The sequence below is a fragment of the Kitasatospora misakiensis genome (assembly GCF_042656005.1).
Classification (GTDB): domain Bacteria; phylum Actinomycetota; class Actinomycetes; order Streptomycetales; family Streptomycetaceae; genus Kitasatospora; species Kitasatospora misakiensis.
Genome location: NZ_JBHSOF010000020.1, coordinates 89,297 through 105,102 on the forward strand (window position 1 = coordinate 89,297; position 15,806 = coordinate 105,102).

The 15,806-nt window shown below is 74.1% G+C and carries 11 protein-coding genes and 2 tRNA genes; 4 read left to right on the top strand and 9 right to left on the bottom strand.

The genetic code is table 11. The features are described from left to right. Nucleotides 1-104: 104 nt before the first annotated feature. On the bottom strand, nt 105-701 hold the full coding sequence (locus ACFP3U_RS17500) for a DedA family protein (RefSeq protein WP_380226461.1): 597 nt from the start codon (nt 699-701) through the stop codon (nt 105-107). A 553-nt stretch (nt 702-1,254) separates the two neighbouring features. Between ACFP3U_RS17500 and ACFP3U_RS17505 the strand changes: the two genes are divergently transcribed. Then, nucleotides 1,255-2,385 (top strand): LLM class flavin-dependent oxidoreductase, encoded by a 1,131-nt coding sequence (locus ACFP3U_RS17505; protein ID WP_380226462.1) that lies wholly within the window; start codon nt 1,255-1,257, stop codon nt 2,383-2,385. Between the two features lie 45 nt (nt 2,386-2,430). Here ACFP3U_RS17505 and ACFP3U_RS17510 read toward each other — a convergent pair whose 3' ends face one another. Both ACFP3U_RS17510 and ACFP3U_RS17515 read right to left on the bottom strand, forming a co-directional pair. Beyond that, a complete protein-coding gene (locus tag ACFP3U_RS17510) occupies nt 2,431-4,647 on the bottom strand; it encodes a putative bifunctional diguanylate cyclase/phosphodiesterase (RefSeq protein ID WP_380226463.1) in 2,217 nt (738 codons plus the stop codon). Nucleotides 4,648-5,075: 428 nt separating this feature from the next. After that, complete coding sequence (locus tag ACFP3U_RS17515; RefSeq protein WP_380226464.1) at nt 5,076-5,501, bottom strand: OsmC family protein; 426 nt, start codon at nt 5,499-5,501, stop codon at nt 5,076-5,078. A 332-nt stretch (nt 5,502-5,833) separates the two neighbouring features. Here ACFP3U_RS17515 and ACFP3U_RS17520 point away from each other — a divergent pair, with 332 nt between their 5' ends. Continuing rightward, complete coding sequence (locus tag ACFP3U_RS17520) at nt 5,834-6,196, top strand: chorismate mutase (protein ID WP_380226465.1); 363 nt, start codon at nt 5,834-5,836, stop codon at nt 6,194-6,196. Nucleotides 6,197-6,394: 198 nt separating this feature from the next. Then, nucleotides 6,395-7,192: a signal peptidase I gene (lepB, locus tag ACFP3U_RS17525; protein ID WP_380226466.1), complete on the top strand. Its 798-nt coding sequence runs from the start codon at nt 6,395-6,397 to the stop codon at nt 7,190-7,192. 85 nt (nt 7,193-7,277) lie between these two features. On the opposite strand, the gene ACFP3U_RS17530 is transcribed toward lepB, so the two are convergent. The 3 genes from ACFP3U_RS17530 to ACFP3U_RS17540 form a co-directional block, all read right to left on the bottom strand. Then, nucleotides 7,278-8,345, bottom strand: a complete 1,068-nt coding sequence (locus ACFP3U_RS17530) for an EamA family transporter (protein WP_380226467.1) — start codon at nt 8,343-8,345, stop codon at nt 7,278-7,280. 110 nt (nt 8,346-8,455) lie between these two features. Then, nucleotides 8,456-10,939 (bottom strand): transglycosylase domain-containing protein, encoded by a 2,484-nt coding sequence (locus ACFP3U_RS17535; protein ID WP_380226468.1) that lies wholly within the window; start codon nt 10,937-10,939, stop codon nt 8,456-8,458. 268 nt (nt 10,940-11,207) lie between these two features. After that, a tRNA-Lys gene (locus tag ACFP3U_RS17540) sits at nt 11,208-11,281 on the bottom strand. A gap of 123 nt (nt 11,282-11,404) precedes the next feature. Here ACFP3U_RS17540 and ACFP3U_RS17545 point away from each other — a divergent pair. Continuing rightward, nucleotides 11,405-12,343, top strand: a complete 939-nt coding sequence (locus ACFP3U_RS17545; RefSeq protein ID WP_465261965.1) for an alpha/beta fold hydrolase — start codon at nt 11,405-11,407, stop codon at nt 12,341-12,343. Between the two features lie 119 nt (nt 12,344-12,462). On the opposite strand, the gene ACFP3U_RS17550 is transcribed toward ACFP3U_RS17545, so the two are convergent. The 3 genes from ACFP3U_RS17550 to ACFP3U_RS17560 form a co-directional block, all read right to left on the bottom strand. Next, nucleotides 12,463-12,536 (bottom strand) — tRNA-Lys (locus tag ACFP3U_RS17550). A gap of 112 nt (nt 12,537-12,648) precedes the next feature. After that, nucleotides 12,649-14,775 carry a dipeptide ABC transporter ATP-binding protein gene (locus ACFP3U_RS17555; protein WP_380226469.1) on the bottom strand — a complete coding sequence of 709 codons (2,127 nt, stop codon included), beginning with the start codon at nt 14,773-14,775 and terminating at the stop codon, nt 12,649-12,651. Continuing rightward, a complete protein-coding gene (locus ACFP3U_RS17560) occupies nt 14,772-15,719 on the bottom strand; it encodes an ABC transporter permease (protein WP_380226492.1) in 948 nt (315 codons plus the stop codon). The genes ACFP3U_RS17555 and ACFP3U_RS17560 overlap by 4 nt, the downstream gene beginning before the upstream one ends. Nucleotides 15,720-15,806: the final 87 nt, after the last annotated feature.

Consider the following 15,806-nt stretch of genomic DNA (forward strand, 5'->3'; position numbering starts at 1 on the left):
CCTGTGCGGGATGCGAAGGAATGTCTTCTGTTGCCGTCCCGTGACGTTTCGCCCGTTTCGAGGGGGCGGTGTCGTCACGGTGCCGTCACGGTGCCGTCGCGGCCTCAGCCGAGGGAGAGCCGGCGGTTGCGGCGCACGATCCGCGCGATGGTGGTGCTCACCGCGGTGGCGGCCGTGCAGGAGACCGCGAGGCTCAGCCAGGCGGTGTCGAACCAGTGGCTGTTGAGCCAGCCCAGCGTCACGATGTACGCCGCCCAGATCATCGCGGCCAGCGCCGACCACCGCAGGAAGCGGTGGGGGTGCGCGGGGGAGTGGCCGATGGCCAGGTCGAGGATGGTCCGCCCGGCGGGAACGAAGCGGGCGATCACGACCATGGCCGCCGCCGCCGGGGTGGTGCGTTCGTCCAGCGCCTGCTGGACCCGCGCCACGCTCGCCGCGAGCTTCGGGCGGTGTTCGAGGCGTCGGCTGACCATGGGCGCGCCGCGCCGGGCCAGCCGGAGCAGCAGCAGATCGCCGAGGAAGGAGGCCAGGGCCACCCCGAGCCCGAGCATCACGGGCGCTCCGTCTATCTGTGCCGTCTTGAGCACGGCGAGTATGACGAGAGTCCCGCTGGGGATGAAGGGGAGGAAGGCGTCACCGAGGACGGCGCAGAGCGCCAAGGCACAGATCCACGAGGATCCGACCAGCGTCGCGATGTCCATGTCCGTCTCCCTCCAGGCTGCCCGGGGGAGCAGTGGTTCAAGGGACAACGCTAGCGCCTCGACGTTTCATGCCATGAAGCACCCCGACTGTGCGACGGCTCACAGGTGACGGGGGTCACAGGCGCGCTCCGCGGGGCCAGGGTCGCGCAATGGCACGAGCCCCCGGGGCGGGGTGCCGCTCCGAGGGCTCGCGGGGATCTGTCGGCGCTGGTCCAGCCCGACGATCTTGCTGGTGAGTGCGGATCCGGTTGGGTGATCCGCCTGGGCCCTAGCCTGCCGGACGCCGGAGTCCGACCGCGAGCCCTGCGGCTGGCGACTTCCCGCGCTGGCGTGAAGTCGCCACGGGTGTCCGCCTGCTGGCTCTGCGTCAGCCCGGCCCGCCGGGCCGAACCGGGAGGAGCGGGGTGAGGTCAGGCCGGGGAGTCGGGAACAAGGCGGCCCACGACCGGGGTTGACCAGAGTCGGCGCCTGCGGCGGCACCGACCGCCCCGGTGGCGGCCCCGGTGAACCGCGCCGGCGGACGGAACCGACCACGGCCAGGAGGACGGACGGTATGACGAGCGAGGACAGGCAGGCGGAGCAGCGGGAGGACGGGACCGGCGCACCCGGGACCGGCGCACCCGGGACGGACCCGGTCCGGGGCAGCACCCGGGGATCGGCGCCCGCTCCGCTGTCGATTCTCGACCTCGCCACCGTCGGGAGCGGCTACACGCCCGCGCAGGCGCTCGCCGCGACCACCGCCCTCGCCCGCAGCGCCGAGCAGTGGGGCTACCACCGTTTCTGGGTCGCCGAGCACCACGGCATGCCCGGCGTCGCCAGCTCCACGCCGGCCGTCCTGCTGGCCCACCTCGGGGCCCACACCACCACCCTGCGGCTCGGCTCGGGCGGCGTGATGCTGCCCAACCACGCCCCGCTGGCGATCGCCGAGCAGTTCGGCCTGCTGGAGGCGCTCCACCCCGGCCGGATCGACCTCGGCCTCGGGCGGGCTCCCGGCACCGACACCGCCACCGCCCGAGCGCTGCGCCGCGGCCTCGGCGAGGGGGCCGACGACTTCCCCCGCCAGCTCGCCGAGCTGACCCACTTCCTCGACGGCAGCTTTCCCGCCGAGCACGCGTACGCCCGGCTCACCGCCGTCCCGAAGGGCGAGGGGCGGCCGCCGATCTGGCTGCTCGGCTCCTCCGGCTTCAGCGCCCAGCTGGCCGGCCGCCTCGGCCTGCCGTTCGCCTTCGCGCACCACTTCAGCAGCGCCAATACCCTCCCCGCGCTCGACCTCTACCGCTCGGAGTTCCGCCCCTCGGCCGTCCTCGACGAGCCGTACGCGCTGATCGGGGTGAGCGCCGTCGCGGCCGACGACGAGGCCGCGGCCCGCCGCCTCGCCCGCTCCGCCGCCCTCGGCATGCTCCGGCTGCGCCGGGGCAACCCGGGGCCGATCCCGACGCCCGAGGAGGCCGAGTCCTACCCGTACAGCCCGGTGGAGGCGGACTTCATCGACGACTGGCTGGGCAACGTCGTGCTGGGGTCGCCGGGTGAGGTGGCCGACGGGCTGGAGGCGCTCCGCAAGCGAACCGGGGTGGACGAGCTGATGGTGACCTCGCACATCCACGGCCACGAGGCCCGGCTGCGTTCCTACGGGCTGATCGCCGAGGCGTACGGGCTGACCGGGGCGCGGGTCGCGACCGTCTGAGCGCCGTCCGGGCGGGCGCCGACCCGGGTCGGCGCCCGCCTCCGCTCAGCGCCCGCCCGGGGTCTCCCGGCTCTCCCGGCTCTGCCGGCTCTGCCGGCTCTCCCGGTTGTCACGGAGTATCGCCGCGACCAGGGCCGCCTCGCCCGGGCGGGCGAAGTACCAGCCCTGGGCGGTGTCGCAGCCGGTGAGCCGCAGCCGCTCGGCCTGGGCGGCGCTCTCGATGCCCTCGGCGGTCACGGTCAGCCCGAGGGTGTGGGCGAGCTGCACCATCGCGCCCACGATCTGCTCGTCGGCATCGCTGCGGCGCGAACCGAGCTCGGGGAGCTCCGCCCGGGCGCCGGTGGGGGACGGGTCGCGGAACCCCTCGATGAAGGTGCCGTCCAGCTTCAGCACGTGCACCGGGAGCCGGGAGAGGTAGGCGAGGTTCGAGTAGCCCGTCCCGAAGTCGTCGATCGCGATCCGGACGCCCATGTCGGCGAGTGCCTGGAGCGCCTGGAGCGGACGCCCGCCGGGGCCGAGCAGCGCGCTCTCGGTGATCTCCAGCTGCAGCAGCCGCGCCGGCAGCCCGGTGCGTTCGAGGGCCTGGGCGACATCGGCGACCACGTCGGAGTCCCAGATCTGGCGGGCGGCCAGATTGACGCTGACGAAGGTCTCGGTCTCGGGGAACTCGGTGAGCCACTGCTGCGCCTGGCGGCAGGACTCCTCCAGCACCCACTTGCCGAGCGGCACGATCGCCCCGGACTCCTCGGCGAGCGGGATGAAGCGGTCCGGCGAGAGCGTCCCGTAGCGGGGGTGGCGCCACCGGACCAGGGCCTCGGCCCCGTGCACCGCGCCGTCGGCGAGGCCGACCAGCGGCTGGTACTCGATGGTGAACTCGCCGCGCTCCAGCGCCGGGCGCAGCGCCGTCGCGAGCAGTTGGCGGGTCAGCTGGTGGGCGCCCCGGTCGGGGTCGTAGAGGGTCCAGCGGGCCCGGCCGTCGGCCTTGGACCAGTACAGCGTGGCGTCGGCGTCCTTGACCAGGTCGGTGGGGGTGGTCTCGTGCACGGAGCGCTCGACGACGCCGACGCTGGCGGTGACCACCAGCCGGTGGCCGGCCACGTCGAAGGGGCGTTCCAGGGCTTCGAGGATCCGGGCGGCCAGGTCGGTCAGTTGGTCGCTGCCCCGGCTGTCGGTCACCAGGACGGCGAACTCGTCACCGCCCATCCGCGCCACCAGCTGGGTGCCGTGCGCGGAGAAGCCGCGCCGCAGGCGGGTCGCGACGGCGATCAGCAGCTGGTCACCGATGTGGTGGCCGAGCGTCTCGTTGATCGCGGCGAACCCGTCGAGGTCCAGGTAGCAGACCCCGACACGCGGTCCGTCCACCCAAGTGCCGCTCAGTCCGGCCCCGGCCCCGGCCGCGCCCGCGACGGCGCCGTCCCCGGTGGCCGGACTCGGGGTCGCGGGGACCCGCAGCGGCCCCGTCGCCCGGTCGGCGGTGAGACAGGCGGCGTCGAGGCGTTCGAAGAAGGACGTCCGGTTGGGCAGGCGGGTCAGCGGGTCGTGCAGGGCCTGGTACTCCAGGCGGTCGCCGAGCCGGCGCTGCTCGGTGATGTCCTCGACCAGGGCCAGCGTGTAGAGCGGGCTGCCCCCGGGGTCCCGGATCAGGGAGACGGTCACCTTGCTCCAGACGGTCCGCCCCTCCCGGTGCTTGAGCTGCTTCTCCACCCGGAGCCGGTCGCGCTCGCCGTTGACGAGGGCGGCGAAGAGGCGGCGCGGCATGCCCTCGGGGTCGACGATCTCGTGGATGTGGGTCTGCACCAGCTCGCCGACGGTGCGGCCGGTCAGCGCGGCGAAGGCGGGGTTGACCTCGATGATCCGGTCTTCGGGGTCGATCAGGGCCATGCCGATGCCGGCGTCGCAGAAGGCGGCCCGCAGGCGGGACTCGCTCACCCGCAGGGCGGCCAGCAGCCGGTCACCGCCCTCGGTGGCGGTAGGTCCCGCGTCCGCCGGGCCGCTGCCGAGGTCGTCGCCCGGGGCGCGGTGGGCGCCGTCGGAGAGCGGTCGTGAGCAGGTCGGGCAGAGCAGGGTGCCACCGTCCACCACGGCGCCCTGCGGGGCGGTGGCCGGAATCGCCCGGCCGTCCACCTCTGCCGAACCGTCCAGGACGGCCTGCGCCGTGCCGTTGGCAAGGCCGGCCGCGCCAACGCCGGCAGGGCCGTTGGTGGTGGTGTGGAGGGCGGGTGGCGGGAGACGGCGGGGTGCCCGTGGCTCCTCGTGCCGCACGCCTGAGTGGTGAGCGTCGGCCCCCTCGTTCTGGCCCGGCACGGCATGCTCCCGTCCGCTGCTGACGCTTGACGCTGGTCCGGCCGGTCACCCGACTGCGGCGGCCGGCTCCGCACTCTGCCGGGGCTCCTGGAGGTCGGGCTGCGTGGCGGAACGCTCGGGACGGAGCGGCCGGGTGGCAGCCCGCGCCTGAGGAACCGTGAGGAACAGGGTGCTGCGGCCGATCATAAGACGCGATGACAACGCGCGGTGACCGCCGCCAGGGTGATTCGTCGGCTTTGGTGGCAAGTGCGGTGATACATGCGGACGCCCCCGCTACACATCACATGATGTGCAGCGGGGGCGTGTACTCCGGGAGTGCGCCCTCGGGCTCCGCTGGAGCGCCGGACGCGCCCCGCCGGAGCCCGAGGGACGGGCGACCCGGACGGTCAGGCCAGGCTGGCCGAGAGGGTGATGGTGGTGCCGGTCAGGGCCTGGCTCACCGGGCAGTTCGCCTTGGCGTCCTCGGCGGCCTTCACGAAACCGGCCTCGTCCAGCCCGGGCACCTCACCGACGACGGTGAGGTGGATGCCGGTGATGCCGGTGCCCGGCTGGAAGGTCACATCGGCCTTGGTGTCGAGCTTGGCGGGCGGGGTGCCGGCGCCGGCCAGGCCGTGCGAGAGCGCCATCGAGAAGCAGGCGGAGTGCGCGGCCGCGATGAGCTCCTCCGGGCTGGTCTTGCCGTTCGCCGCCTCGGCGCGGGCCGGCCAGGAGACCGGGAACTCGCCGATGCCGGACGACGCGAACGTCACCTGGCCCTTGCCGTCGAGCAGGTTGCCTTCCCAAGCCGTCTGGGCGGTGCGAGTGGTTGCCACGATCGGTACCTCCATCAATGAGGAACTGCTGCTTCGTCACGTCCGGTCATGCCGCGCCCAGCCTACGTGCAGGTCGGGGGCCCGCCACAAGTAGCGCATCGGTCTGCCACGTCCGAAAATCCGTCGATCGTCCGGGTGAACGGGGCGGTCCGCGGCCGGGCCCGGGCAGCTCGGAGCGCCGTCCGGCAGACCGTCCGTGTGCTGTCCGTATCGTGGACAGATCGGCCAAATGGTGCAGGACCGCGTCGGGCGCCCTGTTAGATTTGCCCGGGCCCGGGCCCGGCCGCCGGACGGTCGGGCGCAAGACCGAGAGAGCCGCGGAGCCGCACCCGATGACGGACCACCCCACGACCCCCGACGCCGGACTGCCCGAGGGGGTCGACGATGCCGTGCGGGCCGAGCTGACCAGCCTGCGCGAGAGCATCGACAACATCGACGCCGCGGTGGTCCACATGCTGGCCGAGCGCTTCAAGGCGACCCAGCGGGTCGGCCGGCTCAAGGCCGAGCACAAGCTCCCTCCGGCCGACCCGGCGCGCGAGCGCACCCAGATCAAGCGCCTGCGCGAGCTGGCCGCCGGCGCGCACCTGGACCCGGTGTTCGCGGAGAAGTTCCTCAACTTCATCATCGCCGAGGTCATCCGCCACCACGAGGCCATCGCGAACGATGCCGTGGCCGGCGGGAACGACGCCGCCTGACGGTCCGCCCGGTCGGCCGGGAGCCCGGCCGACCGGGCGGGCTCGTCCGGCCGGTGCTCCGGGGCCTGGGGGAACGCCGAGGGAACGCCGGGAGAGCGCCAGGGGAATGTCGGGCGTGGGTAAACGTCCGATTTCGCCTGGATCCGGGGTTGGCGTAGCGTGCAGGTTCCCCCGCAGCCGGAGAGTGGAGCAGCGACGATGGCGGTGAACCTGCCTGATACGCACGGCGGCGACGCCGGGGCCGGGCCCGCCGCTCCCGCCGCCCCGGTCGGGGGTCGGGCCGAGGCCCGGCGGGCGAGGCGGGCCGCCGAGGGGCGCCGCGCCAGGCCGCCGAAGGCCGGGCGGTCCGGGCGCCGACCGCGGCCGTGGTGGATCGAGATCCCCGCGATGGCGGCGGTGGGCCTGGTGGTCGCGCTGCTGATCAAGACGTGCCTGTTCCAGGTGTTCACCATCCCCTCCGGTTCGATGGAGAACACGCTGCGGATCGGCGACCGGGTCGGTGTGAACAAGCTCGCCCCGCTGACCGGGTGGAAGCCCGAGCCGGGCCAGCCGGTGGTGTTCAAGGACCCGGGTGACTGGCTGCCGCCGCAGCCGGCCGACGGGAACCCCGTGACCGCCGCGCTGGGCTCGGCGCTCTCCTTCGTCGGCCTGGTGCCCCCGAAGGACGACAACTACCTGGTCAAGCGGGTCATCGCGACGGGTGGGCAGACCGTGCAGTGCGCGGGCACCACGCTGACCGTCGACGGCGCCAAGGTCGACGAGCCGTACCTCCACCCCGGGGACGACTCCTGCGCGGGGCTGGACTTCGGCCCGGTGACGGTGCCGCAGGGCTACGTCTGGGTCGAGGGCGACCACCGCAGCGACTCCGCCGACTCCCGGTACCACCGGCGAGGCCCCGGCGGCGGCGCCGTGCCGGTGGGCAACGTGGTCGGCCCGGTGTCGGCCGTGGTGTGGCCGCTCGGCCACCTCGACTGGTTCGGCTGGGCCGGCCGCTGATCCGAGCGGTCCCGGTCGATGCCGGGACGCTGGTCAGCCAGAGCCTCGGTCCATGGCGGGGTTCCGCTGACGGGCCGAGGCCCGGCTACTGCCCCTCGCTCCGGCCGCCCGCGTTCTCCCTGGAGTCGCGCGCCTCGGCCTCGGCGGCGTGCGCGAGTCGCTCACCAAGCGCTGTCGCGCCCGCGGGAACCGCTTCCCGCTCCTCGGTCGCCCCGGCGTCCGGCGCGGCGGGCTTGCTCGCCTGGGCCGCGAACGCGCCGGCCAGGACCAGCAGACCGCCGGCCACCTGCGGCAGGCCGAGGTGCTCGCCGAGCAGGACCCAGGCCAGCACGGTGGCCACGACGGCCTCCAGGTTGGCCACCACGCCGGCCACCGGTGGCGACAGGTGCCGGACGGCGACGACGCCGCTCAGATAGGCGAGCACGGTCGCGATCAGGACCATCCAGGCGGCCGGGATCAGCGCGGGCAGGGTGTGCCCGTTCATCACCACGTCCCCGCCGAGCTTGCCCCAGTCGGCCTCCCAGGGGCGGGTGAAGGCGGTGAGCACGATCGAGCCGATCAGCAGGCCGTACGCGCTGACGGCGATCGGGTCGACCGGACGGTCGCCCCGGCTGCCGGCGTCGGCCAGCACGAAGTAGCCGACCTGGCAGCAGGCCGCACCCAGGCCGAAGAGGACGCCGAGCAGGTCGAAGCTCAGGCCGTTCCAGACTTCGACCACGCAGGCGAGCCCGGCGACCGCGACGCCCGCGCCGATCGCCGCGCCCCGGCTGATCGGCCGGCGCTGGACGAACCGGACGTAGCCGATGAGCAGCGGCGGGCCGAGGTACTCGATCAGCAGGGCGACACCGACCGGGATCCGGGAGATCGCGGCGAAGTAGCAGGCCTGGACGCCGGCCACGGCCAGCAGGCCGAAACCGATCAGCAGGCCGGGCCGCCGCAGGACGGCGTCGCGGTGGCGGTAGGCCAGCGGCAGCAGGACGACCGCGGCGCCGGTCACCCGCAGCCAGACCACGTGCAGGGGCGACAGTCCGGCCTCGATCAGCGGTTTGGCCGCGGTGCCGGAGCCGCCGAAGGCGACCGCGGAGACGAGGGCGAGGGTGAGACCGAGGGGCCGGCCGGGAGAGCGGCCGAGGAGAGGCTTCGAGCTGTGCACCGACGAATTGTGACAGTAGGACCGCGATCTCGGTAAGGGGTCATTCCGTCATTCGGTCCTGCCCGGGGCGGCGGGCGGACTCCCGTCACTCAGCAAGCCGCCCGCCCGAGCTACCCGCCCGAGCCGGACCTGGTGCTCGCGTCCGCCGCACTGCCGCCTCCGGACCCGGCCGCCGACCCCGAGCCCGAGCCCGACCCGCCGGTGTCCCCGGTCGGCTTGGGTGCCGTGGTGGGTCCGGTGGTCGGGGCGGTGGTCGGCGCCGGGGTCCGGGTCGGCTTGCTGGTCGGCGGCGGCGTCGTGGGCTGGGTCGGTGCCGTGGTGGCGCCGCCGGAGCCGGATCCGCCGGTGCCCCCGGTCGGCTGCGGTGCCGTGGTCGGCCCGCCCGACGGCGTGGCGGACGGCTCCGAGCCCGCGCCCGAGCCGCCCGGGCCCGCGCCCGAGCCGCCCGAGGTGCCGGACCCGCCCTGGCCGGTCTGCGGCGACGGCTCGCCGGACGGCGTCGCCGCGCCGTCCGGGGCGGCCGGCGCGGAGCTCGCGCTGCCCGAGGGGCTGGGCGAGGCGCCGGCCCCCGGGGAGCCCCAGTCGCCGGGCCCGGAGTCCTCCGCGTCCGAGGGCTCGGGGAAGTCGGAGACCGGCTGGCCCTTGAGCGCGGCCTTCATGTAGGCGGTCCAGATCTGCGCGGGGTACTGGCCGCCCGCCGCGCCGTCGAGCCCGCCGGTGCCGCTGAGGCTGACCTGCGCGCCGGTGCCCGGGTCCTGGCCGAACATCGCGACCGAGGTGACCAGCTCCGGGGTGTATCCGACGAACCAGACCGCCTTGTGCTCGTCCGTCGTACCGGTCTTGCCCGCCGCGGGCCGGCCCAGCGCCTTCGCCCGCCAACCGGTGCCGCCCTGGTCGGTCACCACGCCCTGGAGCATGGCCGTGACCTCGCGCGCGGTCTGCTCGCTGATCGCCTGGGTGCTCTTGTGGGCGGGCAGGGCGACGGACTCGCCTTCGCGGTTCACCGCCTGCACCAGCCACGGGGTGATCTGCTTGCCGCCGTTGTCCAGCGTGGCGTACACGCCCGCCATGTCAAGGATGCTCGGGGTGGCGGTGCCCAGCGGGATCGACGCCACCGGGTCCAGGGCGGGGGTGTTGCCGGGCAGGCCGAGCGCGACCGCGGTGTCCTTCACCTTGGAGAGGCCGGTGTCCTGGGCGAGCTGGGCGAAGGCCGAGTTCACCGACCAGTCGGTGGCCTGCTGGAGGGTGATCTGGCCGTAGCTCTTGTCGCCCTCGTTCGGCGGCGCGTACGCGGTGCCCTTCCCGCCGCGGACCTTGCGCTCGCTGGTGCCGTCGTAGACGGTGCGCGGGGTGATGGTCTGGCCGGACTGGGTCTTGGCGCCGCTCTCCAGCGCCGCGGCCAGCGCGATCGCCTTGAAGGTCGAGCCCGCCTGGTAGTCCCGCCGGGTCGCGTTGTCGATGTAGTGCTTGGTGTAGTCGACGCCGCCGTAGAGGGCGACCACGGCGCCGCTCTTCGGGTCCACGGAGACGGCGCCGGGCTGGACGGCGGCGTCCTTCTTCCGCTTGTCCGGGTCGAGGGTGTCGTGCAGCTGGGCCTGGACGGCGTCCTGCAGGGCCTGCTGGCGGTTCGGGTCGATGGTCAGCTTGATCGTGTAGCCGCCCTTGGCCAGCTCCGACTCGCCGATGATCTGGTTGGTGGTGAGGTAGTCGGTCGCGGCGTTGACCAGGTAACCGGCCTGGCCGGAGAGACCGAGCTGCACCTGCGGGTCCTTGACCTCGGGGAACGTGGTGGCGGCCCGCTCCTCGGCGGACAGCCAGCCCTCCTTCACCATGCCGTCGAGCACGTAGTTCCAGCGGTTGACCGCGTTCTGCTTGCCTGCGGCGGTGGCGGTGGCCACGTCGTAGGCGCTGGGGGCGTTCAGCAGCGTGGCCAGGTAGGCGCCCTGGGCGGCGTTGAGCTGGGCGGCGTCGACGCCGAAGTACTGCTGGGCGGCGGCCTGGATGCCGTACGCGCCGCGCCCGTAGTAGGAGGTGTTGAGGTAGCTGGAGAGGATCTCGTCCTTGCTCTCGGTGGCGTCCACCTTGATCGCGATGAACAGTTCCCGCACCTTGCGGGTGACCGACTGCTGCTGGCTCAGGTAGGTGTTCTTCACGTACTGCTGGGTGATGGTGGAGCCGCCCTGGGTGCCCTCGCCCTTGGCGGTGTTGAGGGCGGCGCGGACCATGCCGGCTATGTTGACGGCGCCCTCCTGGTAGAAGGTGCGGTCCTCGGCGGCCAGGGTCGCGTGCTGCGCGGCGGGGGAGACCTTGTCCAGCGAGACGTTCTGCCGGTTGGTCTGGCCGGTCCGGGCGAGCACCGAGCCGTCCTGGTACAGCCAGGTGTTGCTCTGGGTGATCGCGGCGGCGTGCGCGTCCGGCACCTTCACCAGGGCGATGCCGAGGGCGAACAGGCCGACCCCGAGCAGCAGCGCGGTCACGACGCCCACCAGGGTCGTCCGCCAGGTCGGGATCAGCCGGCGCCAGCCGGTGCGCCGGGGCCGTCGGACCTTGGTCCGCCGGGTGCGCTGGGTGCCGCTCGGGGCGTTACGGGACAAAGCGGCGGCCTTTCCTGCGGGCGGGCGACGGATGCGGACGTCCTGGCGACGCGGCAGGACGGACGGCCCGTGCCGGTTCGCGCGGACGGGATCGTCGGCGGTCGGGGCCTTTGCCCCTTTTCCGGTGTACAGCCCAGAACGCGCCGAAGGCACCGGTTGGCTCCACCACGGCGGGAAGCGAGACCGACATCACACACAAAACGGACGTCAATGGGCAGTGAAAAGCCGGAGAGCCCCTCGTGTGGACGAGAGGCTCCCCGGTTGTCTGTGCGCCGCCAGGGACTCGAACCCCGGACCCGCTGATTAAGAGTCAGCTGCTCTAACCAACTGAGCTAGCGGCGCCTGCTGACGGGGAAAACAATACACGCTTCCGGCGGGTGCCTCGAACCACCTGCGCGCCACCGGGAGTGGCCTGTCCGTTTCCGCCCGGTTGGGGTGGAGTTTGCCGGCGGCTAGGGTGGAACCGTGCCCAGCTCCCACCCCGGTCGCCGGAACGCTCGGCGCACCCCCGCCCCGGCCGCGCCCCCGGCCGCCTTCCTGCGGATCGACGGCACACCCCTGCACGTCCGGGTCGAGGGCCGGGGGCCGGTGTGCCTGCTCTCCGGGGGCCTCGGCAGCAGCTGGTTCGACTGGGACCTCGTCGTCCCCTTCCTCACCCCGTACCGCACCGTGGTCCGTTTCGACCGGCCCGGCTACGGCCTGAGCGCGCCCGAACCGGCCGACCGGCCCGCCCCGACCGCCGCCGGCGAGGCACGCAGGATCCGGGCCGTCCTCGACGCGCTCGGCCTGCTCGGGCCGTGCACGGTGGCCGGGCACTCGCTGGCCGGGTTCCACGCCGAGGCCTTCGCGCGGCTGTATCCCGAGCGGACGGCCGGGCTGGTCCTGCTGGACGGCAGCGTCGAACCGGACCCGCGTCCGCGCCCGGCCCCCGGCCTGCGCGACCTCGCGGCGCGCGCCACGGCCGGCGCGGCCACCGCCGTCGCCGTGCCCTACCTGCTCGGGCCCACCGTGCGCCGGCTGGTCGCCCGGGCGACCACGGTCCGGCACGAGGACCTCGCCCCCGCGCCGCTGGTCCGGCACTGCTATCGCACCGGACGGTCCTTGCGGGCGCTGCTCCGCGAGAACACCCACTACCTGGACATGGCCGCCGAACTGGCCGACCTGCGCCGCACCACCCCGCTGCCGGACGGCCTGCCGGTCACCGTCCTCGCCGCCGACGACGGCCTGCGCGGCCCCCGGAGCGAGGAGTGGCTGGCCGCCCAGCGGGACCTCGCCGAACTCCTGGGCGCGGAGTACCGACGTACGGCCCCGGCCGGGCACCTGGTGATGTTCGACCGCCCGGACGCGGTGGCCTCGGCGGTCCTGGACACCACCCGCGGGACCGGCCGACCGCCGAACCGCTGAGCCGCCGAGCTGCTGGGACGCGGAGCCCCGCTCGGCCCCGCCGAAGTTGTCTGCCGAGACCACCCGCCGAAACGCCGAATGGCCCCCTCGCTGATGCGAGAGGGCCATTCGACCGTCGGTGCGCCGCCAGGGACTCGAACCCCGGACCCGCTGATTAAGAGTCAGCTGCTCTAACCAACTGAGCTAGCGGCGCCTGCTGACCTGGAAGACATTACACGGAGTCGGGCCGATCCGCCGAATCGCGACAGTCCGGTCACCCACCGTGGCGAGGGGGCCGGTCAGCCTTGCTCCATGGCCGCCAGGCGTCACCCCTCCGGGAAGTGGCAGGCCGCCTGGTGGTCGGAGCTCGCCGCAGCCGCGTCAGCCGCACCCGCGTCCGTGAGCGGTGGTGCCTCCGTCTCGCACCGGCCGCGCGCCTCGGCGTCGAGCCCCGCGTACACGGGGCAGCGGGTGCGGAACGGGCAGCCGCTGTGCCGGGTGGTGGGGGAGGGCGGGTCGCCGGGCAGCAGGATGCGGGTGCGGGCGCGCTCGGCCGCCGGGTCCGGCAGCGGGACGGCCGAGAGCAGCGCCCGGGTATAGGGGTGCCGCGGGCGGTCGAAGACGGCGGACACCTCGCCCTGCTCGACCGTCCGCCCCAGGTACATCACGCTCACCCGGTCGGCGAGGTGCCGGATCACCGAGAGGTCGTGCGAGACGAAGAGATAGGAGAGGCCCAGCTCCGCCTTGAGCGACTGGAGCAGGTTGAGCACCCCGGCCTGGATCGAGACGTCCAGCGCGGAGACCGGCTCGTCCAGCACCAGCAGCCGGGGCCGGACGGCCAGCGCGCGGGCGATCGAGATCCGCTGCCGCTGTCCGCCGGAGAACTGGTGCGGATAGCGGACGGCGTGCGCCGGGTCGAGGCCCACCTGGCGGAGCAGCTCGGGCACCCGGCGGGCGATCTCCTCCTTCGCGGTCCGCTGGGCGCGCAGCGGCTCGGCGACGATGTCGCCGACCGGCATCCGGGGGTCGAGGCTGGCCATCGGGTCCTGGAAGACGATCTGAAGATCGGCCCGCATCCGGTGGGCCTCGGCGCGGGAGAGCCCGGCGGTGTCCCGGCCCAGCAGCTCGATCCGGCCGGACTCGGGGGCGGCGAGGCGCAGCAGTTCGAACAGGGTGGTGGACTTGCCGGAGCCGGACTCGCCGACCAGACCGAGCGTCTCGCCCTCCCGGATCGACAGCTCGACGCCGTCCACCGCGTAGACGGAGCCGATCCGGCGCTTGAAGACGGTGCCCTTGAGGAGCGGGAAGGTCTTGGTGAGCCCTTCGACCTCCAGGACCGGCGCGCGCTGCTCCCGGGGGACCTGTGTGGGGGCGGAGCGGGCCGGGAGGTCGGGCACGGGGTAGACCTCGGTGGGCGCGGGTCGCCGCTCGGCCAGCTCGTCGGCCCGGACGCACGCCGCCAGGTGGTCCGCACCCTTGACCCCCGCCGTCCCGCCGCCGGTCAGCGGCGGTTCCGCCGTGCGGCAGCGGTCCTCGACCAGGGGGCAGCGGGCGGCGAACGGGCAGCCCGGGGGCAGTTCGGCCATCGGCGCGGGCGTGCCGGGGATCGGCACCAGCGGCCCGCGCTTCCCGTCCAGCCGGGGGACGGCGCCGACCAGCCCGAGCGTGTACGGGTGGCGCGGCGCGGCGAACAGCTCGTCCACGCCCGCCGTCTCGACGACCCGCCCCGCGTACATCACGGCGACCCGGTCGGCCATCCCGGCGATCACCCCGAGGTCGTGGCTGACCAGGACGAGCGCGGCGCCGGTCTCGCGGCGGGCGGTGCGCAGCACGTCGAGCACCTGCGCCTGGATGGTGACGTCCAGGGCGGTGGTGGGTTCGTCGGCGAGCAGGACGTCGGGGTCGTTGGCGACGGCCATGGCGATCATGGCGCGCTGCCGCATGCCGCCGGAGAACTCGTGCGGGAAGCTGTTGAGGGCGCGGTCGGGGGCGGGGATGCCGACGAGGTCGAGCAGTTCGGCGGCCCGCTTGCGGGCGGCGGCCCGGTCGAGGCCGGACCGGTGGATGCGCAGCGCCTCGACGAGCTGGTCGCCGATCCGGTAGACGGGGGTGAAGGCGGAGAGCGGGTCCTGGAACACCATGGCGATCCGCCGGCCGCGGACGGCGGCCAGCTCGCGTCCGGGCAGGCCGACCAGTTCGCGGTCGTCCAGCCGGACCGAGCCGCGGACCCGGGCGGTGCCGGGCAGCAGGCCGAGGACGGCCAGCGCGGTGACGGACTTGCCGGAGCCGGACTCGCCGACGATGCCGAGGGTCTCGCCGCGGTGCAGGGTGAGGTCGACGCCGCGTACGGCGGGGACGGGGGCGGAGCCGCGCGGGCCGGTGAAGTCGACCCGCAGGTCACGGACTCTCAGCAGCGGGGTGCCGGTGGTGGTGGTCACGGCGGTGGTGGTCACGCGCGGGTCTTCTTCCTCGGGGCGGCGGCACGGTCACGGTCGGGCGAGTCGGCAGAGCCGGGCACATCAGCCGAACCGGCTGAACCGGCCGACCGCCGCGAGCGCCGCGGCCGACGGCCGGCCTCCGAGGTGGGGTCGAGCGCGTCGCGCAGCCCGTCGCCGATCAGGTTGACGGCCAGGACGAAGAGCACCAGCAACCCGGCGGCGAAGTAGAACAGCCAGGGGAAGACCGGCGCCTCGCTGGTTCCGGCGGCGAGCAGCGTCCCGAGCGAGACGTCCGGCGCCTTGACGCCGAAGCCGAAGTAGGAGAGCGCGGTCTCGCTCATCACGGCGCCGCCGACCGTGATGGTGGCGTCGATGATGAGGAAGGAGGCGACGTTCGGCAGGATGTGCCGGCTGATGATCCGCAGCGGGTGGACGCCCATGAACTGCGCGGCGCGGACGAACTCCCGCTCGCGCAGCGAGATGGTCATCGAGCGGACCACCCGGGCGGTGATCATCCAGTTGAACAGGGCGAGCAGCAGCACGAAGGCGAGCCAGCCGGCGCCCTTCAGCCGGGGCGAGACGATCGTGATGATCAGGAAGCTGGGGAAGACCAGCATGAGGTCGACCAGGAACATCAGCAGTCGGTCGGTCCAGCCGCCGAAGTAGCCGGCGCAGGCGCCGACCAGGGAGGCCAGCACGGTCGAGAACAGCGCCACCAGCAGGCCGATGACCAGCGACTTCTGGAGTCCGCGGACGGTCTGCGCGAAGACGTCCTGACCGACCCCGTTGGTGCCGAACCAGTGCGTGCCGGAGGGCGGTTGGCGCAGTGCGCCGTAGTCGGGGGTGGCGTAGTCCCAGGGGGTGAGGTACTGGCCGCCGAAGGCGAGCAGGAACAGCAGCAGGACGATGACGACGCCGGCCACCGCCCAGCGGGCGGCGAGCAGGCGGGCGAGGACGATCCGCCCCCGGCCGGTCGGCCCGGGCGCGGCGGGGGCCGCGGGGTCCGCGGACGGGGTGGGTTCGGCGGGGTCGGCGGGGCCGGCGGG